Consider the following 20,448-nt stretch of genomic DNA (forward strand, 5'->3'; position numbering starts at 1 on the left):
GGATGGACACACCGCTGGTGTACCAGTTGTTCCGCCAGGAGCATAGCTGGGTAGCTACGTGTGGACGGGATAAGTGCTGAAAGCATCTAAGCATGAAGCCCCCCTCAAGATGAGATTTCCCATGGAGGTAATCCAGTAAGACCCCTTAGAGATGATGAGGTTGATAGGTCTGGTGTGGAAGCGTGGCGACACGTGGAGCTGACAGATACTAATCGGTCGAGGACTTATCCAAGCAATTCTTGACACTTGCACAATCATGATCTAGTTTTGAAAGAATCAAGTCCATGTCCCTGCCTTTTCGGGACATGGACGCGGCAATGTGCGGAGTCGCTACAAGTTTTTCAAAGTCTAGAGAGGAGTGGGGTTCTCCACTCTAGACGAGTAGCGTACGGAGCCATTGCGATCTTCCCCGATATAGATTGATCAAAGAGAACTTAACAAGGTAATCTGCCGATCAAAAGTCCGGTGGCGATAGCGAAGAGGTCACACCCGTTCCCATGCCGAACACGGTCGTTAAGCTCTTCAGCGCCGATGGTAGTTGGGGGCTTCCCCCTGTGAGAGTAGGACGTTGCCGGGCGATAAAGTACAATCCAAATGGATTGTGCTTTTTTTATTGCACAAAGGATAACGCACAAGGCGCGAAGAGCACTCGTTCGGAAGAACGAGCGGCTTCTATGAAAAGCCGATGGGTCTGCGTGAGTAAACAACGAAGCAAAGCAACTTGTCCCCCTGTGAGACGAGCGGTTTGTCTTCGTAAGACTTCATGAAAAGGGGCCCGAGGAAAGCGACAAGAGCATCATCCCCGTAGAAGACAAATGGTGAGCCTGGACGTTGCCGGGCGATAAAGTACAATCCAAATGGATTGTGCTTTTTTTGTGTATGAGGAAATGAAAAAGTTGATGGAGCTGCATGAGTAAGTGCGAAGGAAATCGTGTTGCTCCCTTGGTTGCCGGGCGATAAAGTACGCTCCTAAATGGAGGGGATGGCAAAAAGACTTGTCACTTGATCCTTTCATACGTTAAAATCGTACTATTCGCAAGGGTGGGGATAGGATGAAGATCTCTGTGATGAAAAATATTGGGGCAGTTGCGGCAGGGGGAGCCATTGGCACTTTGCTTCGCTATTATGTCAATTTATATTTACTGACAAGCAGTTTTCCAATGGGAACATTAATTGAAAATATAACAGGCAGTTTTGCATTGGGGGCGTTGACTGGCTGGTTTTTGTCCCGGCAGCGCCGCGAATGGCTGAGAGTTGGCCTCGGAGTTGGGATATGCGGGGGCTTCACGACGATGTCGACCCTTGCTGCCGACAGTACGGCTTTGCTGTTAGAGGCACAATGGTTGCCTGCTTTTCTCTACTTGCTGCTGTCAGTCTTTGGAGGCGTGATGAGTGCGTTAGCCGGCCTTTTACTTGGCCAAAAGTTGGCAGCTAAAAGGGGAAGAGAGGTGAAGCTGAATTGAACTTTGCGTTACTGTTTGCCAGCGCGGGAGGAGCAGCAGGGGCGGTGTCCCGCTATGTCTTGGGACTTTACATTATGAAAAAGCTCGTCTCTCAACCTTTCCCTTTGGCAATGTTGATTGTAAATGTTCTAGGTTCATTTGGGCTGGGTTTTTTTTATGGAGCTTATTTTCAACAAATTCCTCAAGCTTATGAAGAGCCGTTATTTCTTTTTCTGGCCCTCGGTTATTTCGGTGCATTTACGACTTTTTCGACTTTTAGTGTAGAGGCTGTTCAATTGTATCAGCAAAGACGATGGCTGCATCTGTTTCTTTATATGGGGTTGTCGATTTTCGGATCGATTTGTTTGTTTATGACCGGATTTATGGTAATGAGATAAAAGCGATAAGGAGTGGGGAAGATGAAAGAGTCACATTTTAATACGAGAACGGTTCATTTTCAAAAAAAAGAGAAAGCGCGAAATATGAGTAAGGCAAAGCCGATCTATCAGACCTCAGCTTTCGTATTCACCGATCTCGATGATATGGAAAGCTTTTATGAAGGGGAGAAGGAGTATTTATATACTCGCTACAGTAACCCTAATACTGATGATCTTGGAAAAGGAGTTGCTTTATTAGAAGAAGCCGATGATGGGGTTGCGGCGGCTTCCGGAATGGCGGTCATTTTGGCAGGGATTCTTGCTATCGCGAAACAGGGAGATCACATTATCGCTTCAGATGATTTGTACGGTGGGACGTATACTCTCTTTGCCCAAGAGCTGGCGAACTTTGATATTGAAGTAAGCTTCGTTTCCTTTAAAAATTTGGATGACGTAAAAGACGCGATCACTGAAAAAACCGTTTTGCTCTATACCGAGTCGATCACGAATCCGCTCCTTCGCGTAGAGCAGCTGGCAGAGGTCATTCAACTGGCGAAAGCGAAAAAGATAAAGACGATCATTGATAATACATTCGCAACGCCGTATTTGCTACAGCCGATCAAGCTGGGCGCTGATCTCGTTGTGCATAGTGCGACAAAATACATCGGGGGACACAGTGATGTGACAGCGGGTGTATTGGCTGGAGAGCAGTCATTAATCGATGCGGCCAGAGCAAAAATTGTTACGTTTGGAAGTAATTTAACGCCATTTGAAGCTTGGCTGGCATGCAGAGGATTAAAGACGTTAAGCATTCGCATGGAACGGCAGAGTGCAAATGCGGCTGCTTTGGCTGCCGCGATGGAGGAAAACGAAGGCGTTTCCCGTGTTTATTATCCAAAGGATGTTTCCGAGAAAGGGAACGGGGCGATGGTAAGTATAGATCTTAAGCAAACCGTTAACGTCGAGACCTTTTTCAAGTCGCTTGGATGGGTAAAAATTGCACCGACTTTGGCGGGCGTTGAAACGACGGTCTCGTATCCAATACGGACTTCGCATCGAACGATTCCAGAGAAATTAAGACAGGAGCTGGGGATTGGAGAACAACTTGTTCGTATTTCGGTCGGAATAGAAGATGAACGTGATATTATTGAAGCTTTTCAGCGCGCGATCACTTTAGCTCAGTCGAAATGAGAGAGGGACAAAACTAGTTAGCATTAGGGGCTGTGTCAAGAGGTAAAACAACCAACCTTTTGGCGCGGTCCTTTTGTGCTCAATCTTTAGACAAACATTAGCATAGCTTAATCTTTCCTTTACATTCGTTCAGTATGATGAAAACTGAAATATAAGGAAAGAAAGGAAAGAAAACATTGAAAAAACTTTTAACAGGACTCACATTAGCAGGAACACTTTTATTCTCAGTTCAGCCTTATCATGTACTGGCGGAAGCACCACCATTTGTTCAATATGGTCAAACAGGACTTCACGTGTCACAGCTCGCCCAGTACGACAGTCGAGCGGGAGAAGGCGGGACGGAGATTCTTGCCTACGATGCTGCAAGTCAAAAAGCTTTTGTCACAAACGGGGCGGAAGCAGGGTTGGATATTTTGTCGTTTGCCGAGCTAACTTCCGGAGAGTTTCGCCAAATAGAATCAATCCGCCGTATTCATGTAGCTGATTTCGGTCTTGAGCAGGTGGAGGATATTACAAGTGTAGCTTCACACCCGAGTGAGGATCTCATTGCTTTGGCAGTTGTCAGTAATCCGAAGACAGATCCAGGCTATATTGTATTTTTAACGAAATCAGGCGATTATCTTACCCATGTTCAAGTCGGAGCACTGCCGGATATGGTGACGTTTTCGCCGGATGGTACGAAAGCGCTTGTCGCAAATGAAGGAGAGCCTAACGATGATTATAGTGTCGACCCGGAAGGATCAGTTTCGATCATTGATCTGACAGCCGGGGTAGCAGCCGAGAGTTCATTAAACGTGAATACGCTTCTGTTTGATGAAAAGCTGTTTGATGAAAACGTACGTGTTTCCTCAAAAGGCAGTGTAGAACAACAAATCGAACCTGAATACATTGTTGTCAGTGAGGACAGCAGCACGGCTTATGTAGCTTTGCAGGAAAATAACGCTGTGGCGATTATTGATTTACAAGCGGAGAAAGTAACAGCAGTTAAAGGATTAGGGGAAAAGGATCATTCGATTCCTGGTAATGAACTGGACGGGAAAGAGGATGGCGAAATCAATATTGAAAACCTGCCGTTACTTGGCTGGCGTATGCCGGATGCGATTGATACTTTTAGCGTGAATGGCCAAACCTATATTGTGACTCCGAATGAAGGGGACGCCCGTGACTATGATGCCTATTCCGAAGAAGTGAAAATCGGCGAGATACTTGATCAAATTGAGTTAAATGCAGAGCATTATCAAGGATATTCACAAGAAGAGCTTGATGAACTCGTTGAAGCAGGACTACTTGAAAGCATGGAGGATACACTCGTTACAGCGGAGAATGGAAAAAATGATCAAGGTATTTATGAAGCTCTCTACTCTTTTGGTGGGCGAAGCTTTTCCATTTTTAACGCCGATACGATGGAACTGGTCTATGACAGTGGGGCTGAATTTGAACAGATAATGGCAGAAGCTATGCCTGAACATTTTAACACGACGAATGATAAGTTGCAGTTTGATGGGCGGAGCGATGCGAAAGGTCCTGAGCCGGAAACTGTTGTGACCGGGCAGATTGGCGATTCCATCTATGCTTTTATCGCCTTAGAGCGTTTTGGAGCAATTATGGTCTATGATGTGACAGATCCGGAAGCTTCCGAATTTGTGACGATGATTTCCAGCCGGGACTTTACTGTAGATGTTGGCGGAGATGTCTCGCCGGAAGGCCTTGTTTTTATTGACGCAGCAGATAGTCCGACCGGATATCCACTCCTATCGGCGACCCATGAAATCTCAGGTACGGTGGCAGTGTATGAGATTCAAGAACAACTTGGGGAGCCGACGCCAATTCCTGATGTTGAGCAGGAACATGAGGCTTATTCATATATTATGGAATTGTTGGAGAGGGAAGTAATTGATGCCGGAGAATTTCGCCCAGCGGCGACTTTGACAAGAGAAGACCTGGTCGTAATGGTGAGTCGCGGGCTTGGGCTGGAGCCAAGTGATCAATCAGGAACGTTTACTGACGTTCATGGAGAAAATGCGTCGCTTATCCAAGCCGCTTATGAAGCCGGGATCGTGAATGGAACAGCCGATCATCTATTTGCGCCGGAGGAGTTTATTACAAGAGAACAAATGGCAGTCATTTTTACTAGAGCTTTTCACTATATAAACGAAGAAACAGTAGAAACAAGCGAAGTTGAATTTATGGATGATGAGCAGATTAGTGGTTATGCGAAGGCCGCTGCTCAATATGCTGTTGATCTGGGTTGGATGAAAGCGACGGAAGAAGAGTTTCAGCCGAAAGCGAATAGCTCACGGGCTGAAGCCGCGGAAATGATTTCCCTTTTTCTGAATGATTTGTAAGGCTTCCTCTAAGGAAGGAAATTGAGTAAACAGGTAGGAAAATGGGGTGGTCAAAAGGGATGTTTTCCCTGATGATCACCCCATTCATATTTAGAGACCATTAGTCGTATTGATGTAAATATTCAAAGAACTGCTGCAGAAGTGGTACATCATCTGTAGCGATGAGGACTGGAAGAACTAACACAGCGAGTAACAGACCAACCGGTGTAAGTAACATCACCCGAAATGGATTCATCATTTTTTTTAGCATACTGTTCTCCCCCTTTTTGTAAAAGTGAATGTTTTGTGAATTTTCTTGTTTATATCATAACATGTAAGCGCTATCATTATCAAGTTTTTTGTACATTTTGTGAATAAATCTTTTTGTTGATAAAAAGCTTGAAGTGATAAGCTCAATATGGTATTATGGATCTTGTGTCAGAGACAGTCCGGTGGCGATAGCGAAGAGGTCACACCCGTTCCCATGCCGAACACGGTCGTTAAGCTCTTCAGCGCCGATGGTAGTTGGGGGCTTCCCCCTGTGAGAGTAGGACGTTGCCGGGCTGTTCTGCATAAAAGATGAACAAGTTGGCCATACTTTCATTAAGGTCATACATGTTACATAATGCAGTTGAGAGAATAAGTAAGCTCGACGCATGAAAGCTTCCTTGAATAATCGGGAAGAGGAGAGTTCTAATCTTCTATGTAAAAGCATCATTCAATAACTTTTTAACGACGCGGGGTGGAGCAACGAGCAAAGCATCCGCCGAAACAGCGACGAGTAAGCTCGACGCATGAAAGCGTCATTGAACAATCAAGAAGAGGAGAGCTTGTCACTTCCTTGAGAAACAGCATCCGAATACTTAATAGCGACGCGGGGTGGAGCAACGAGCAAAGCATCCGCCGAAACAGCGACAAGTAAACTCGACGCATGAAAGCTTCCTTGAATAATCGGGAAGAGGAGAGTTCTAATCTTCTATGTAAAAGCATCATTCAATAACTTTTTAACGACGCGGGGTGGAGCAGTCTGGTAGCTCGTCGGGCTCATAACCCGAAGGTCGGCGGTTCAAATCCGTCCCCCGCAATACCAAAAACCGAAGCGGATTGTTTCGGTTTTTTTCTTATGTTCGGACAGGAAATAGGCATTTCGCATGAAATCGGATAAACTAGAAGAGAGATGAGGTTCATAAATTTTGAAAAGTTCTAGCCTGGGTAAAGGAGAGTCGTAAAGATGGATGAATTTGCTTTCATCAACAGTATTATGCCGAGTCAGGCTCAGCAGCCTTCTCTAATCAAAGGGATCGGTGATGATGCCGCTGTGTACAAAACTTCAGGGCAGGCGGACCAGGTTGTCTGTGTAGATACTCTCGTCGAGGGGGTCCATTTTCGGCGTGATACGCTCTCCCCTTATCAGATTGGTGTAAAAGGACTCGCCAGCAATATTAGCGATCTCGCTGCAATGGGGGCGACGCCGGCCTTTTATCTTGTATCGATAGCGGTTCCTGAATCATGGAATGAAAAAGAACTGCGTGAGATTTATCAGGGCATGGAGGAACTGGCAGCGGAATATAGAATGGATTTAATCGGCGGTGATACGGTTTCTACTCCTGCGGCGCTTGTGCTGACGATCACAGTAATTGGTCAGGTGGAGCGCACAAAGGCCAAGTATCGTCATGATGCACGGGCGGGAGATCTTGTGTTTCTGACAGGCTATGTCGGATCTTCAGCAGCCGGGCTGGAACTGTTGCTGAAAAGGGGCAGAACGGGGAGTTTTTCGGAGAAGGAGCTGGCATTGGTGAAAGCTCATCAGGAGCCTTCTCCTCATGTCGAGCAAGCTGGTCTGTTCGCGGGATTTGCCGGACGAGTGGCGTTAAATGATATTAGTGATGGGGTCGCTAGTGAAGCGTATGAAATAGCAGAAGCGAGTGGTGTGTCGATTGTCATTGGCGCTGATTCCCTTCCGTTTCATCCTGGCATGGACGAGCATTCCTTTCAACAACGGCTTGACTGGGCGCTGTATGGCGGGGAGGATTATGTTCTGCTCGGAGCAGCAGCGCCCGCTGATGTAAAGGAATTAAAGGAACGTTTTTCGGCCAGGCAGCTCTCTTTTTTTGAAGTGGGACATATCGAAGAAGGAGAGCCGGGTGTTTTTTTAAGGCACAACGGTCAGCTGAAAAAACTGGAGAAGCAAGGCTATAATCATTTTCAAAAGCGCAGGTGAAGAAGATGCAGGAATGGACAGTGGTGACCCGCAGTCCTGATGAAACCGCGGGATTGGCGGAGCGGCTAGGTCAGCTGGTGGCGGCAGGTGATGTCATTACGCTGGCAGGAGATTTAGGAGCCGGAAAAACGAGCTTTACAAAAGGGCTGGCCAAAGGTCTTGGCGTAAAGGGAGTCGTAAATAGTCCGACCTTTACCATCATTAAAGAATATCAAGGGCGGTTACCGCTCTATCATATGGATGTGTACCGAATGGAGGACGAAGCGGAGGAGCTCGGCTTAGAGGAATATTTTTATGGTGAAGGCGTTTCGGTGGTTGAGTGGCCGACAAGGATTGAAGAGCAGTTGCCAGAGAATCATCTCAGTATTGCGATCTATCATCTGGATGAGACGAGCCGAAAGTTGACGGTAACAGCGTCAGGAGAGCGAGAGCAGCAGCTCGGTAAGGAGTGGCTGGAATGAGTAAACAATTAGCAATTGATACATCTTCCTTTATTATGGGAGTGGCGCTGACGGATGATGAACGAACGGTTGCCGAGCTGACGACGAATCTGAAAAAAAATCATTCGCTTCGTTTAATGCCGGCGATTGAGCAGATGATGAAAGAAGCGGAGATTTCTCCCCGTGAGCTTGAGAAAATCATCGTCGCCAAGGGACCAGGTTCGTATACCGGGGTGAGAATCGGTGTCACGACAGCGAAAACGATGGCGTGGTCGCTCGGCATTCCGGTCGTTGGCGTATCCAGTTTGGCGGTGCTGGCCCAAGCGGGGCGTTTCTTTCACGGTGTAATCGTTCCTCTGATGGATGCGCGGCGCGGTCAGGTTTATACCGGGAGCTACATAGCGGAAGGGGTGGAAGTCAGACCGCGGGGAGAAGATCGTCTCCTGATGCTGACAGATTGGCTGGAATGGTTGAGTAAGCAGGAGCAGGATGTGCTGTTCATCGGTCAGGATGTGGCGTTGCACAAAGAGACAATCGTCGAACGCTTAGGGGAACGGGCCTGTTTTGTGCCGGGAACTGCTCAATTACCGCGGCCGGCTGAGCTTGCGAGATTAGGCCGCCATCTTCAAGGAGAGTCGTCCCCTCATGCGCTCGTTCCTGATTATTTGCAGCTGGCGGAGGCGGAAGCGAAATGGCAGAAAGCCCAGATGGAAAAGGATCCAAAAGCATGATTGAACAAGAACGGGAACTCATTCGCTTTATGACAGAGGACGATATTAAGGACGTAATGGACGTGGAGCGGGACGCTTTTTCCGTTCCGTGGGATCCGGCTGTTTTTCATAATGAATTAACGTCCAATCAATTTGCTCATTATCTTGTATATGAATATGAAGAGCGTGTCATTGGGTATTGCGGGCTTTGGGTGGTGATGGACGAAGCTCAGATTACAAACATCGCCATCCATTCGCGCTTTCGCGGGCAAAAGAGAGGTGAAAAGCTGCTCAGTTTTGCGATGGCTTTCGCGAAACAACTGGGAGCGGCGACCTTATCACTGGAGGTTAGGGTATCAAATGAAGTGGCGCAAAATCTTTATCGGAAGCTAGGGTTTGAGCCAGGCGGAATTCGAAAAAATTATTATGCGGATAACTTGGAAGACGCATTAGTCATGTGGGTGAAGCTAATATGAAAACGGAAGAATTGATCCTTGCAATCGAGACGAGCTGTGATGAAACATCGGCCGCTGTGATCAAAGGAGGGACAGACATTGTTAGTAACATTGTCTCCTCGCAAATTGAGAGCCATAAACGTTTTGGCGGCGTCGTGCCGGAAGTGGCGTCACGTCATCATGTTGAACAGATTACACTGATCGTCGAGCAGGCAATGAAGGAAGCGCAGGTGAGCTTTTCCGACCTTGATGCAGTGGCGGTGACGGAGGGGCCGGGGCTTGTTGGAGCGCTGTTAATCGGTGTGAACGCAGCAAAAGCGATTGCCTTTGCTCGGGGGCTTCCTTTAATCGGCGTTCATCATATCGCCGGACATATTTACGCGAATCAGCTTGTGCGGCCGTTAACGTATCCATTGCTTGCGCTCGTTGTCTCGGGCGGCCATACCGAGCTTGTTTACATGGAAAAGGAAGGAAGCTTTACGATTATTGGTCAAACCCGGGATGACGCGGTTGGCGAAGCGTATGATAAGGTGGCAAGAACATTGGGCTTGCCTTATCCGGGCGGGCCGCATATTGATCGGCTGGCGGCTGCGGGAGAAGCGACGATTTCCTTTCCGCGTGCCTGGCTTGAGAGTGATTCCTACGATTTCAGCTTCAGCGGGCTGAAATCAGCTGTCATTAATACGCTTCACAATTACAGGCAGCGCGGTGAAGAGGTAAAAGTCGAGGACGTCGCCGCAAGCTTCCAGCAAAGCGTGATTGATGTGCTCGTCGGCAAGACAAAGCGGGCGGTTGAGGAGCTGGAGGTTAAGCAGCTTCTGTTGGCAGGAGGGGTAGCGGCCAACAAAGGATTGCGTGCTGCATTGGAGAAAGAATTTTCCTCTTCGGTTGAACTGATCATTCCCCCGCTCGAGCTGTGCACCGACAATGCGGCGATGATAGGCGCGGCGGCCAGTATAAAATGGAAGCAGCAGCGTTTCTCAGGCTATGAACTAAACGGAAATCCAGGTTTATCATTAATGTAGCGATAAATATTTGTTTAAAACCATTTAAGGGTGTAAAGGCTATCCTTAAATGGTTTTTTTATGCTAGTAAAGTGGGAAAAAGGGACTGCGGCCGAGTTGTGCACAGTATTTATCCACATCATTGTGAGTAATGGGGATAAGCTCTGAAAAAACGATAAAATCGAAGGATGAGCTGTGGTTAATTAAAATGTGGATAAAGCTGTTCATAATGTGGATAAATAAAAGGATAGTAGGAAATACGCTGTTTTTTATGTGAATAAGTTTGTGGGTAATGTGGATATGTCAGAAAATTAGGTCGAAATGAGGAAGGACAATGTCGAAAAAATCGCTTATTGGATGGCTATGCGTCATCTTCTTGATTTGCCCTGTGGATACGTGGGCGGCAGAATCAGAAGCGAAGCAGGTCGTTGTCATGATTGTACCCGGCCTTTCCTTTCATGAAGCAGGCTGGTTTCTTGAGCAGGATGACTCATCTATTTGGGACAAGGCGGCGATGGGGGCGATGAATATCCGCCCTGACGGCCCTTATTCTTATTTGAATAATATGATGACGTTAAGTTTAGGAGTGCGAACAGTCGGCGTTAAAGGATGGAACAGCTACCAGCTTGGCGAAAGCTTTCAGGAGATGGATGTTGCTCAGTGGATGTCCCAGGTCGGTTGGCGGACGGCAGGTGGAAATCTGTTTCACCCTTATTATCCACAACTTAAGAAAAAGAACACGGCTGTGACGACCGGTTTATTAGGGCAAATGCTTGAAGATGCTGGGGTTGAACGGCGGGTTTTTGGTCATAGCGATACGACTGCTGAACAGCTGCGTTACGGTTCCTTGCTCATTATGAATCAACAAGGGGAAGGTGAGGGAAGCTTACTCGAAGCTGTGCGCGCTAATCCACAGGCTCCGTCCGGTGTTGAGATGAATCCGGCTTTTCTTATGGAGCAGTTGGCGGAAGCAAAAGACCGGCGGCAATTAAGCGTAATTGAATGGGGCGACTTACACCGGCTCTATGAGCAGAAACCTTTTATCGAGGAGCAGCTTTTTGCGGATAAACGCCAGCAGCAATTACAGCGGTTAAGCAGCTTTTTACAGGAGCTGGAAGAGAGCGGCTATGCGGAGGAAATCTGGTTATTGGCACCGATGATGAATGAGGACGCTTATCGCGAGAAACAGCAGCTGGCCCCGGTGTTTTATTGGGGAGAGAAGAAGGGAGAGATGCTTACGTCGTCGACGACGAAGCAGCCGTATTTGGTTAGCAGTCTTGATGTCATCCCGACGCTGCTTGACTCTTTCGGCCTATCAAGCGGTGAAGTGCATCTTACCGGAGAGATCATCCGCCAGGAGCGGAGCGACGGCGGAAATATTTCCAAGGCTGTCGATGAAATGGTCCTTATTTATAAAAGTCGCGCCAATGTGTTATCAACCTATATTTCCTTTCTCGTTATCGCCCTGATTACAGCGGGAGGGTTCAGTTTCATCACAGAAGGATCGAAACAGATGTACCGCAAGCTAATCCGTCTCCTGCTCCTTTCGATGCTCTGGTCGCCGTTTTGGTTTTTGGCGTTGGCCCGGCTGACACCGTATACAGGGGTGTGGGGCTTTATCATCCTGTTAATTATTAGTTCGATTACATGTGGATATCTCGTGGATCAAACAAGAATTCCGATTTTCTGGACGGGTCTTGTCACCTTTTTGCTGCTGACGTGCGATGTTGCACTCGGCTCTCCGTTTATGCAGCGCTCGTATTTAGGCTATGATCCCATCATTGGGGCGCGCTATTACGGCATGGGAAATGAGTTTGCCGGGGTTTATTTGATCGTTGCTTTAATGGTGTTGATGCCGTTATTATCTTATCCCCGCAAATGGCTGGCGCTTACCGGGGCGGGAGTGCTGGCGATCGTGGTGATTCTCGTGCTCGGAAAAAGCACGCTGGGGACGAATGCCGGGGCGACTTTATCAGCGATGATTACATTCGCTTTCCTGCTATCTCGCCTCTGTCAATCGCGTTTGTCAGCGGGGAGGTTTGCGATAATGACGCTCGCTGTGCTGGCCGGTGGCGTCCTGCTCTTGTTTATTCTGCAGCTAACGGGTGAACGGACTCATATTGGCTCGGCCTTTGAGCGGCTTTTACAGGGGGATGTAAGGTTCATTATCGACTTGATCCAGAGGAAGCTGGCAATGAACTTCAAGCTGTTTAAGCATTCCAACTGGACACAGCTGTTAGTAACAAGCTATTTGCTCGGGGCGATTGTGCTGTGGAGAAAGCGGCGTCAGTTAAAAAGAGCTGATATGCAGCTTTTTATGCAGGCCGGAGTCGTCGCTTCGTTCTCTTTGCTGCTTTTTAATGATTCCGGCGTCGTGGCGGCGGCTACTTCGATGTTCTGTGTTGTATCGAGCTATTACTTCTGGCTGGTTAAATCTGCAAAAGAGCCGGAAGCTGGAAAGGATAACAGCTTTTTATAAGGAAACTAAACATTCCCTTAATAATCACTTAACAATGTAACCGTATAGTGAACGTAAGAAGTAAATAAACAAAGACCATTAAGGTAGAGAATAGGAGAAACCTTGCTTACTGTCTGCGAAGGACAGTAGGAGAGGTTTTTTCATTTTTTTGAAAGAGAAGCCGTTCAAAAAACGAAAAAACCACCGACAGATTTTGGATTGTTGGACAAGCCGATGTTCCATGATGATTGAAACGAAGAGAGGAGAATGAAAGTGAAACTGGCACTTATCGGGGATTTGCACTATCCGGACATTGATGCAGCTATTGACGGGTTGGCTGAAGCACGGGAAGTCTTTTACAAAAGGTTTATCGATCACTTTCTTCAAGTTGAGGCGGATTTGTATCTTTCACTTGGTGATTTGACCAATTACGGCCACTCAAGTGAATTGGAGGATATTTATCGTCTGATTAACCATCATCAAAAAAACTTCATTCACGTTCTAGGAAATCATGATCTTTACGCGCAGCCGCGGGAAGCGGTGCTGACGATTTCGGGTCAAAAGCGCTATCACACGATTGAGACCGATGAAGCTGTCCTCGCTTTTCTTGATACGGCGAAAGAAATGGATTATGAAGATTGGGGCGGCTGGCTGGACGAAGAGCAGCTTGATTGGTTAGAAGAGGTTGTCGCTGAATCGGGGACGAAGCCGCTACTTGTCTTTGCCCATCATCCGGTTTATCAAACGACGAAGCGCTCTGATCATGAAAAAGGGTCGATTCATCCGGAGATCGATGTCTGGTCGATTTTGGAGAAAAAGCGCGGAATCGGAATGTATTTCAATGGTCACACCCATATTGATTCGATTGTGAAAAAGGAAAATTGGACCTTTGTCCAAGTGTCGGCTTGTCTTGATCAGCATGCGCTGCGTCTGATTGAGCTTACGCCGGAAGAAATCATTGTCTCGGCGGTGGATGTAGAGGATCTTGTCATGGCGGAAGCCGCTCCTGTTGTCTACAAGCATATGAATCACTTCACCCATCAAACCGATGTACGGGGAGAAGCGATTGATCGTGAATGCCGGGTGTCGCTCTTGCCGGTTGTTGATGTAAGCTAAACCTTTTTAAAGCTTCAAGAAAGGGGAAAAGGAATGAACGGGACAAAGGATATCTTTACGCGCATAGCAGAGACGAAGAAAATCGCCGCGGTGAAAACGCCGAAGCATATTGATCTTGTATTGAAGCTGCGTGAGCAAATCGGCAGCGTCTTTCTCTTAACAGGCAACATAAATGTGATTAAGCATTATGTCGAGGTGCTAATTGAAGCCGGCCTGCCGACATTCGTCCATATCGAGAAGATCAAAGGATTAAGCAATGATAGCGACGGGCTTGATTTTATCGCCAACTATGTCAGACCAACAGGCATCGTCACAACAAAGCCGAGTTTGATCGCTTCTGCTAAGAAGCGTCAGCTTTTGACGGTGCAACGAATCTTTATGATTGACTCCGAGATTCTCGTCAACCTTCCCGTGCAGCTTGAGAGAAACAAGCCTGACATTATTGAAATTATGCCGGCCCGGATTCCTGAAATCCTCGCGGAGATTAAAACCTTTACAAAGGATGTCCCGATTATTACCGGCGGGCTGCTGACGGAAAAGGAGCATGCCGAGGCGGCTCTCGCCCATGGGGCGTTGGCTGTTTCGACCTCTAATCGGGATGTGTGGAAAGCGGACCTGGCCGGGGCGGTCGCTTATTCATAAAAGCTTTATCTTTCTTTCATGTTCTCTTAATATTTGAAAGCTATGATGACCCTAACAAGTAAATAGAATAGTTGGTGCGATGAGCAGAGAGACCTTGCCGAATAGAGATGAATGATTCTTTCATTCTGTCTATTGGAGCGAGGTCTCTTTTTTTAGAGTCTAAGGCAAGGAAGAGGAAAATAAAAGCAAATAAAAGGAGATGGATCAAATGAAAACCAGATTGTCGATGTTGCTCGTTTCAGTAATGGTGATGCTTGTGTTAGCTGCTTGTCAATCGGCCGATGATACGGCCTCCGATGCTTCGGCTAGTGGAGATGAGGGGGCTCAGGGCGGAGAGGGAGACAAAATTGAAATCACATACTGGTACGCCTGGGGAGATAAAATCGGTGAAAATAACGAGAATCTAGTTAAGATGTTTAACGAGTCGCAGGATCGCATCCACGTCACAGCTGAATATCAAGGCTCCTATGATGATTTGCACGCGAAAACACAAGCGGCGTTTGCTGCCGGGAATGCGCCGGAAGTGACGCAAAATGAAATTGCCTCCGTGGCGATTTTTGCCAACTCAGGAATGACGGAAGACTTAACGCCATTTATCGAGCGCGATGATATTGATATGGATGACTTTATCCCAGGTCTAATGGGGAATTCCTACGTTAATGAACGCTTATATGCACTGCCGTACTTACGCAGTACGCCAATTCTTTATTTGAATGCGACCCTGCTTGAAGAAGCCGGGCTTGATCCATCTGGTCCAAAAACATGGGAAGAATTTGAAGAGTATGCGAGAGCTTTGACGGTTGAAGGCGAGCGGGTTGGGATGACGTTGCCTGTAAACATTTGGTTCTATGAGGCCTATGTCGCGCAAAGCGGAGGCCAAATGATTGCCGACGATGAGCAGTCTGTCGCCTTTAACAGTGAAGCAGGAGTCGCGCCGGTTGAATTTTGGAAAAGGATGAACGATGAAGGGATTATTAAAATTCCGACAGGGGATGAAGCCGGGGACACGGCAAAGCAGGATTTTGCGAATGGGCGTGCGGCCATGACCTTCAGTTCGACGGCCGACCTTTCCTACTGGCTGGCAATGGCTGATGAGCAGGGCTTTGAGTTGAATACAACCTTCATGCCGGCCAATGAAACTTACGGGGTGCCGACAGGTGGTTGTAACTTAGTCATGACTGCCGGGCTGGATGAGGAAAAGCAGGAAGCTGCGTGGGAATTTATTAAATGGATGACCGCGACGGAGCAGACGGTTTATGCGAGTGAGTATACAGGATATCTTCCGAGCCGTTCTTCCGCCGTTGAAAGTGATGTGATGCAAAGCCTGTATCAGGAGTTTCCACAATATGAAGTCGCTGTCGAGCAGCTTGAGTATGCGAGACCGCGTCCAATGCTCGATCAATACCCGGAAATCTCAAAGATTCTGCAAGATGAAATTACACGCTCGCTCATTAATGAGGATAGTAGTCCCGAAGACGCGTTGAATACCGCGGCGGAAAAGGCTAATCAGTTATTGCAGTAATGCCCTGAACATGAAGGTCAAAGCGGGGTTGCGAAGTGTTGCAGCCCCTTTTTCAGCATAAGAATGGAGGTCGGATGAATGCACCCGTTTCAAACGAGTAAAGTGGCGATTTTTGATTTAGATGGAACCCTTTATCAGGAATATTCCTTCTTGGAGCGTTATATCACCTATTTATTAAAAGACAAACTGTCCGAGAGAGAGGTTCACCAGACGGTCAACGAGGCGTATCAGATTTTAGCAGGCGAGCACCCGATTCAATTAGGACATTTCCTCGATCGGGAGAAGAAAATTGTTTTTCTCTATAAGGAAGAGAGGATCGCAAAAGCTTTTTCCTGGGAGGGAGTGGAGCAAACGGTAACGTCCGACCTTGTTAATTTGGAAAGCGAGCAGCTTGCCTATCTCGGTGATCCGTGGTGTGTGGCGAATTTCTATATTGAAAAGCATCAAATTGCTCAAGAGAAGTGCGTGGCGGCTTTTAATCAAGTAAGGAAAGAAATGCTGCAATCGCCGTTTTCGATTGAACGCTGCGAGCCGTTATTTACCGCGATTGAAAAGCTGGAGGTGGAAAGAAAAGTGTTCATGACGAATACACCGTCCCCCTCCGGCGAAGAGTTTGTCAACTATTTGAACATCGGCGGGTTGTTTGATGAATACATGTATGACGCGAAAAAACCGCTTGGAATGAGCGCCTATGTGAAACATTTACTGGAAGAGGGCTACAAGCCTGAACATATTCTCTCAATTGGCGACAATCCGTGGAATGACCTGTATCCTGTTAAAGCGGTCGGAGGAAAGACGTGCCTGATTACGCGCTATACGCATCATGGGTTATTGATGGAACCGGATGTTACTGTAAAAACGGTTGACCAATTAGCCGAAGTACTTACTGCGAGAACGATTCAGATCACAGGGTAACAACGAATTGAACGAGAAAGGGGACCTACAAAATGGCAAAAATCGTCTTGAAGAATGTCACAAAGGCCTTTGATGAGACACAGGTCGTGAAAGATGTAAACGTAACGATCAAAGACGGCTCCTTCACCGTGCTGGTTGGACCTTCTGGCTGTGGCAAATCGACAACGCTGCGAATGATTGCCGGACTGGAAAAGCAAACAAGTGGCGACATTTGGATCGGTGATCGCTGCGTCAATGAAGTGCCGCCTGGAAAGCGCAATATCGCGATGGTGTTTCAAAATTACGCGTTATACCCAACGATGACAGTGAAAGAAAACATTGAGTTTGGCCTGATTAATAAAAAAGTGCCGAAAGCCGAGCGGAAAAAGCTGATCAATGAAATTGCCGAAATTGTCGGTCTGACGGAGTATTTAAAGAAGAAGCCGCAGCATTTATCCGGCGGACAGCGCCAGCGCGTCGCCCTGGCGCGGGCAATGGTCAAAAAGCCGCAGGTGTTTATATTGGATGAACCGTTATCCAATCTTGATGCGAAGCTGCGCAACCAGATGCGGACGGAGCTGATCGAGCTGCATAAACGGCTCGGCACGACATTCGTTTATGTGACCCATGACCAAGTGGAAGCAATGTCAATGGGGGATGAAATTATTCTATTAAATAAAGGAGAGGTCCAGCAGATCGACAGCCCGATGAAAATGTACCGCGATCCGAATAATACGTTTACGGCTGAGTTCATCGGCACGCCGGCGATGAATGTCGTTCCGTATCAACAGGTCAGGATGTATCTTCCGGATGTCAATCTTAAGGCGGGCTATGTTGGTTTCAGACCCGAGGTCGTACGGCTAAGCGGTTCGTCCCATCATGATAACCAGCTCATTATTCCGGGAGAGATCGTGACGCGGGAAACGTTGGGCGCCGAGATTATTTACAAGGTGAAAACGGCAGCCGGTTTTTGCCGGGTGAAGCAGTTTCAAACGAATGTCGAGGAAGCGACAATGATTCACCTCGCGATTCCGCTGGAGAAGCTCTATTTCTTTGATAAAGACGGAATGCGGATGCGCCATGTCTCAATTGGACAAAAGCCGCTTGTGCTGGAGGGGGTTTAGTTACGTGAATTGGATGGTGCTGCGCCCTTACATGATGATTGCGCCGGCGGTGATCATTTTCTGCCTGTTTTTTATTTATCCCATCTTCTACATGATTTACTTAAGTGCCTTTGATTGGAATTTCGTCAGTCCGACGAAGGACTTCGTTGGATTGGAAAACTTCAAATCGCTGCTGGCCGAACGGGAATTTATCGAAGTGATGCGCAATTCGGCAGTCTATACGTTTCTGACCGTTTTCTTTACGCTGACCATCTCGCTGTTTTTGGCGCTTTGGCTCAATAAGCAGGGGGTCATCTACAGCTTTGTCCAAGGAGCGATTTTCAGTCCGCATATTATTTCGCTCGTCTCGATTTCGATGCTGTGGATGTGGATGATGGATGTTGATTACGGTCTGCTTAACTGGTTTCTTGGACTGTTCGGGATTGATAAGGTGCAATGGCTCACCCACCCGGACACCGCGTTGTACTCCTTAGTCATTGTCGCCGTCTGGAAAGGGGTCGGTTTTAATACACTTGTCTTTATCGCCGGCCTGCAAAGCATTCCAAAAGACATGTACGAGGCAGCATCTTTGGACGAGGCGAGTCCGTGGAGAACATTTACGAAAATTACGCTGCCAATGCTGTCGCCGACGCTGTTCTTTTTGGCTGTGATCAGTATGATTGGCTCCTTTCAAATCTTTGATACGATTTCGATTATGACGCAGGGAGGGCCGATCAATTCAACGAACACCTTCGTCTACTACATCTATGAAAATGGTTTCCGTTTCTTTAAAATCGGCTATGCATCCGCGGCTGGTGTCATCCTGCTGATTGTCGTCAGCCTATTGACGATTATATACTTCCGCCTGCTTGCCAAACGCGTTCACTACCGCTAAGAAAGGAGATGCTTATGAAGTACAAAGTAGTTGCTCTCAAGCTGCTGCGCGCGATTAGCCTGATTTGCATCGTGATCATCTTTGCAATGCCGTTTGTTTGGATGATGTCGACCTCGCTTAAATCACTGGGCGAGACGATCATTTTCCCGCCGAAATGGATTCCTGCGGATTTTCATTGGAGCAATTTTGAAAAGGCGTGGAACTCGGGTCCGTTTCTGCGGTTTTTCGTCAACAGCATCCTCGTGTCTGTCGGGATTCTTATCCTGCAGTTTTGTACGATCATCCCGGCGGCATACGCCTTTGCGCGCTACCGGTTTAAAGGGGATACTTTTTTCTTCGGTTTGACGATGATTACGTTGATGATTCCGGCGCAGCTGATCTTTTTACCAGTTTACTTGCAAATGAGTGCATGGGGCCTGCTTGATACGCTCTGGGCACTGATTCTTCCGTTTGCTTCAAGCGCCTTCGGTATTTTTCTGCTGCGGCAATCCTTTAAGCAGGTGCCAGAGGAGCTGATTGAAGCGGCCAGGCTTGATGAGGCGAGTGAATGGAAGATCATTATCAAAATTATGGTACCGATGGCCAAGCCTGTATTAATTACGTTCGGTTTGTTCAGTTTTATTACTCATTGGAATGATTATTTCTGGCCGCTCGTCATGACGACGTCCGACGCTTCGCGGACATTGCCTATTGGTGTTACGAAATTGCTGCAGGTCGAAGGTGGTGTCGCCTGGCATATTTTAATGGCCGGCAACATGATTTTGGTTCTGCCGATTTTGATTGTCTTTTTCTTCGCTCAACGTCAAATTATCCGGGCGTTTGTGTATACAGGAGTAAAATAAAAGCAGGAAGGTGACGATAGGATGAAAATTATTGCACACCGGGGTTGGTCCGGACAAGCGCCTGAAAATACGCTGGCCGCTTTTCGGCTGGCATTGGACGAGCCGTTCATTACCGAAGTGGAGCTGGATGTCCACCTGTCGAAGGATGGCATTCCGGTCGTCATTCATGATCATACATTAGAGCGGACAACGAATGGCAGAGGCGCCGTCCGCGATTATACGTTCTCCGAGCTGCAGCAGCTTACTGCCGGCAGCTGGTTCAGCCAGGAATTCATGGCGGAGAAGATTCCTTCTTTAGAGCAGGTATTTCAAATGTTCAAAGGCCGGACGAGTCGTCTCGTGATCGAGCTCAAGCAAACCGCAGACCATTATCCAGGATTGGAGGAAGCCGTTGTGAAGCTGATCCAGTCCTATCAGCTCGAGCGTCAGGTTACCGTCATTTCGTTTGACCACATTAGTGTGAAGACGGTTAAAGACGCTGATGCGGCGATTGAAACAGGGCTCGTTTACCTTGGCCGGCCGACTCTTTTAGTTGAGCAGGCGCGCTATACAGGAGCAAGCTTTATTTCGATGCATTACGCCTATATAACGGAATCATTGATTAATGAGCTAATTCAGGCGGGGATCAAGATCGGCGTCTGGACAGTGGATGATGAGGACACGCAGAACAAGCTCGCAAGCTTTCACGACGAGCTGCGGGTTACGACAAACTACCCCGAGCGCATCATCGCGCTTCAGGCTGCGCACTAAAAAAGACTGAGACAGCAAGGGCTGGACAAAAGGTTGTTTTTACCTTTTGTCCAGCCCTTTGT

19 protein-coding genes, 1 tRNA gene and 3 rRNA genes are annotated in these 20,448 nt (G+C 47.5%); 22 read left to right on the forward strand and 1 reads right to left on the reverse strand.

All coding sequences use genetic code 11. The features are described 5' to 3' along the window. The 6 genes from M3202_RS17250 to M3202_RS17275 form a co-directional block, all read left to right on the forward strand. Nucleotides 1-232: ribosomal RNA gene (locus M3202_RS17250) — 23S ribosomal RNA — on the forward strand; the annotation flags it as partial. A gap of 229 nt (nucleotides 233-461) precedes the next feature. Then, nucleotides 462-577, forward strand: a 5S ribosomal RNA gene (rrf, locus tag M3202_RS17255). 475 nt (nucleotides 578-1,052) lie between these two features. Then, nucleotides 1,053-1,463, forward strand: a complete 411-nt coding sequence (locus M3202_RS17260; RefSeq protein WP_251224511.1) for a fluoride efflux transporter FluC — start codon at nucleotides 1,053-1,055, stop codon at nucleotides 1,461-1,463. After that, entirely contained in the window at nucleotides 1,460-1,840 is a 381-nt protein-coding gene (gene crcB, locus M3202_RS17265) for a fluoride efflux transporter CrcB (protein ID WP_251224512.1), read from the forward strand. Before M3202_RS17260 ends, crcB begins: the two co-directional genes overlap by 4 nt. Before the next feature lie 21 nt (nucleotides 1,841-1,861). Then, nucleotides 1,862-3,010 (forward strand): trans-sulfuration enzyme family protein, encoded by a 1,149-nt coding sequence (locus M3202_RS17270; protein ID WP_251224513.1) that lies wholly within the window; start codon nucleotides 1,862-1,864, stop codon nucleotides 3,008-3,010. 176 nt (nucleotides 3,011-3,186) lie between these two features. Continuing rightward, the gene (locus M3202_RS17275; protein ID WP_251224514.1) at nucleotides 3,187-5,355 is read left to right on the forward strand and encodes a choice-of-anchor I family protein; all 2,169 of its coding nucleotides are present in this window, start codon (nucleotides 3,187-3,189) and stop codon (nucleotides 5,353-5,355) included. 100 nt (nucleotides 5,356-5,455) lie between these two features. Here M3202_RS17275 and M3202_RS17280 read toward each other — a convergent pair whose 3' ends face one another. After that, nucleotides 5,456-5,605 (reverse strand): hypothetical protein, encoded by a 150-nt coding sequence (locus M3202_RS17280; protein WP_251224515.1) that lies wholly within the window; start codon nucleotides 5,603-5,605, stop codon nucleotides 5,456-5,458. Between the two features lie 177 nt (nucleotides 5,606-5,782). Between M3202_RS17280 and rrf (M3202_RS17285) the strand changes: the two genes are divergently transcribed. From rrf (M3202_RS17285) to M3202_RS17360, 16 genes are all read left to right on the forward strand, one after another. Continuing rightward, nucleotides 5,783-5,898 (forward strand): 5S ribosomal RNA (gene rrf, locus M3202_RS17285). Nucleotides 5,899-6,345: 447 nt separating this feature from the next. Further along, nucleotides 6,346-6,419: transfer RNA gene (locus tag M3202_RS17290), tRNA-Met, on the forward strand. Nucleotides 6,420-6,565: 146 nt separating this feature from the next. After that, nucleotides 6,566-7,555: a thiamine-phosphate kinase gene (gene thiL, locus M3202_RS17295; protein ID WP_251224516.1), complete on the forward strand. Its 990-nt coding sequence runs from the start codon at nucleotides 6,566-6,568 to the stop codon at nucleotides 7,553-7,555. 5 nt (nucleotides 7,556-7,560) lie between these two features. Then, nucleotides 7,561-8,016, forward strand: coding sequence for a tRNA (adenosine(37)-N6)-threonylcarbamoyltransferase complex ATPase subunit type 1 TsaE (gene tsaE, locus M3202_RS17300; protein ID WP_251224517.1), 456 nt, complete (start codon nucleotides 7,561-7,563; stop codon nucleotides 8,014-8,016). Continuing rightward, a complete protein-coding gene (gene tsaB, locus M3202_RS17305) occupies nucleotides 8,013-8,726 on the forward strand; it encodes a tRNA (adenosine(37)-N6)-threonylcarbamoyltransferase complex dimerization subunit type 1 TsaB (protein ID WP_251224518.1) in 714 nt (237 codons plus the stop codon). Before tsaE ends, tsaB begins: the two co-directional genes overlap by 4 nt. Then, the gene (rimI, locus tag M3202_RS17310) at nucleotides 8,723-9,181 is read left to right on the forward strand and encodes a ribosomal protein S18-alanine N-acetyltransferase (protein ID WP_251224519.1); all 459 of its coding nucleotides are present in this window, start codon (nucleotides 8,723-8,725) and stop codon (nucleotides 9,179-9,181) included. The genes tsaB and rimI overlap by 4 nt, the downstream gene beginning before the upstream one ends. Next, nucleotides 9,178-10,185 (forward strand): tRNA (adenosine(37)-N6)-threonylcarbamoyltransferase complex transferase subunit TsaD, encoded by a 1,008-nt coding sequence (tsaD, locus tag M3202_RS17315; RefSeq protein WP_251224520.1) that lies wholly within the window; start codon nucleotides 9,178-9,180, stop codon nucleotides 10,183-10,185. The genes rimI and tsaD overlap by 4 nt, the downstream gene beginning before the upstream one ends. Nucleotides 10,186-10,498: 313 nt before the next feature. After that, nucleotides 10,499-12,643 carry a hypothetical protein gene (locus M3202_RS17320; protein ID WP_251224521.1) on the forward strand — a complete coding sequence of 715 codons (2,145 nt, stop codon included), beginning with the start codon at nucleotides 10,499-10,501 and terminating at the stop codon, nucleotides 12,641-12,643. A gap of 252 nt (nucleotides 12,644-12,895) precedes the next feature. Continuing rightward, nucleotides 12,896-13,738, forward strand: coding sequence for a metallophosphoesterase family protein (locus M3202_RS17325; RefSeq protein ID WP_251224522.1), 843 nt, complete (start codon nucleotides 12,896-12,898; stop codon nucleotides 13,736-13,738). A gap of 33 nt (nucleotides 13,739-13,771) precedes the next feature. Then, nucleotides 13,772-14,380 (forward strand): glycerol-3-phosphate responsive antiterminator, encoded by a 609-nt coding sequence (locus M3202_RS17330; protein ID WP_251193792.1) that lies wholly within the window; start codon nucleotides 13,772-13,774, stop codon nucleotides 14,378-14,380. A gap of 208 nt (nucleotides 14,381-14,588) precedes the next feature. After that, on the forward strand, nucleotides 14,589-15,902 hold the full coding sequence (locus M3202_RS17335; protein WP_251224523.1) for an ABC transporter substrate-binding protein: 1,314 nt from the start codon (nucleotides 14,589-14,591) through the stop codon (nucleotides 15,900-15,902). A gap of 78 nt (nucleotides 15,903-15,980) precedes the next feature. After that, nucleotides 15,981-16,817, forward strand: a complete 837-nt coding sequence (locus M3202_RS17340; RefSeq protein WP_251224524.1) for an HAD family hydrolase — start codon at nucleotides 15,981-15,983, stop codon at nucleotides 16,815-16,817. Nucleotides 16,818-16,849: 32 nt separating this feature from the next. Continuing rightward, nucleotides 16,850-17,920 carry an ABC transporter ATP-binding protein gene (locus M3202_RS17345; protein ID WP_251224525.1) on the forward strand — a complete coding sequence of 357 codons (1,071 nt, stop codon included), beginning with the start codon at nucleotides 16,850-16,852 and terminating at the stop codon, nucleotides 17,918-17,920. A gap of 13 nt (nucleotides 17,921-17,933) precedes the next feature. Beyond that, nucleotides 17,934-18,794 (forward strand): carbohydrate ABC transporter permease, encoded by an 861-nt coding sequence (locus M3202_RS17350; RefSeq protein WP_251224555.1) that lies wholly within the window; start codon nucleotides 17,934-17,936, stop codon nucleotides 18,792-18,794. Nucleotides 18,795-18,808: 14 nt separating this feature from the next. Next, complete coding sequence (locus M3202_RS17355; RefSeq protein WP_251224526.1) at nucleotides 18,809-19,636, forward strand: carbohydrate ABC transporter permease; 828 nt, start codon at nucleotides 18,809-18,811, stop codon at nucleotides 19,634-19,636. Between the two features lie 21 nt (nucleotides 19,637-19,657). Then, the gene (locus tag M3202_RS17360; protein WP_251224527.1) at nucleotides 19,658-20,386 is read left to right on the forward strand and encodes a glycerophosphodiester phosphodiesterase; all 729 of its coding nucleotides are present in this window, start codon (nucleotides 19,658-19,660) and stop codon (nucleotides 20,384-20,386) included. Nucleotides 20,387-20,448: the final 62 nt, after the last annotated feature.

The organism is Halalkalibacter oceani (assembly GCF_023715605.1).
In the GTDB taxonomy this organism is placed as follows: domain Bacteria; phylum Bacillota; class Bacilli; order Bacillales; family Bacillaceae_D; genus Halalkalibacter; species Halalkalibacter oceani.

Excerpts from the sequence above, each read along its gene's own strand:
- M3202_RS17260 (WP_251224511.1), top strand. The coding sequence starts at position 1,053 with ATGAAGATCTCTGTGATGAAAAATATTGGGGCAGTTGCGGCAGGGGGA.
- M3202_RS17270 (WP_251224513.1), top strand. The coding sequence starts at position 1,862 with ATGAAAGAGTCACATTTTAATACGAGAACGGTTCATTTTCAAAAAAAA.
- M3202_RS17280 (WP_251224515.1), bottom strand. The coding sequence starts at position 5,605 with ATGCTAAAAAAAATGATGAATCCATTTCGGGTGATGTTACTTACACCG.
- thiL (WP_251224516.1), top strand. The coding sequence starts at position 6,566 with ATGGATGAATTTGCTTTCATCAACAGTATTATGCCGAGTCAGGCTCAG.
- tsaE (WP_251224517.1), top strand. The coding sequence starts at position 7,561 with ATGCAGGAATGGACAGTGGTGACCCGCAGTCCTGATGAAACCGCGGGA.
- tsaB (WP_251224518.1), top strand. The coding sequence starts at position 8,013 with ATGAGTAAACAATTAGCAATTGATACATCTTCCTTTATTATGGGAGTG.
- rimI (WP_251224519.1), top strand. The coding sequence starts at position 8,723 with ATGATTGAACAAGAACGGGAACTCATTCGCTTTATGACAGAGGACGAT.
- tsaD (WP_251224520.1), top strand. The coding sequence starts at position 9,178 with ATGAAAACGGAAGAATTGATCCTTGCAATCGAGACGAGCTGTGATGAA.
- M3202_RS17320 (WP_251224521.1), top strand. The coding sequence starts at position 10,499 with ATGTCGAAAAAATCGCTTATTGGATGGCTATGCGTCATCTTCTTGATT.
- M3202_RS17330 (WP_251193792.1), top strand. The coding sequence starts at position 13,772 with ATGAACGGGACAAAGGATATCTTTACGCGCATAGCAGAGACGAAGAAA.
- M3202_RS17335 (WP_251224523.1), top strand. The coding sequence starts at position 14,589 with ATGAAAACCAGATTGTCGATGTTGCTCGTTTCAGTAATGGTGATGCTT.
- M3202_RS17340 (WP_251224524.1), top strand. The coding sequence starts at position 15,981 with ATGCACCCGTTTCAAACGAGTAAAGTGGCGATTTTTGATTTAGATGGA.
- M3202_RS17345 (WP_251224525.1), top strand. The coding sequence starts at position 16,850 with ATGGCAAAAATCGTCTTGAAGAATGTCACAAAGGCCTTTGATGAGACA.
- M3202_RS17350 (WP_251224555.1), top strand. The coding sequence starts at position 17,934 with ATGGTGCTGCGCCCTTACATGATGATTGCGCCGGCGGTGATCATTTTC.
- M3202_RS17355 (WP_251224526.1), top strand. The coding sequence starts at position 18,809 with ATGAAGTACAAAGTAGTTGCTCTCAAGCTGCTGCGCGCGATTAGCCTG.
- M3202_RS17360 (WP_251224527.1), top strand. The coding sequence starts at position 19,658 with ATGAAAATTATTGCACACCGGGGTTGGTCCGGACAAGCGCCTGAAAAT.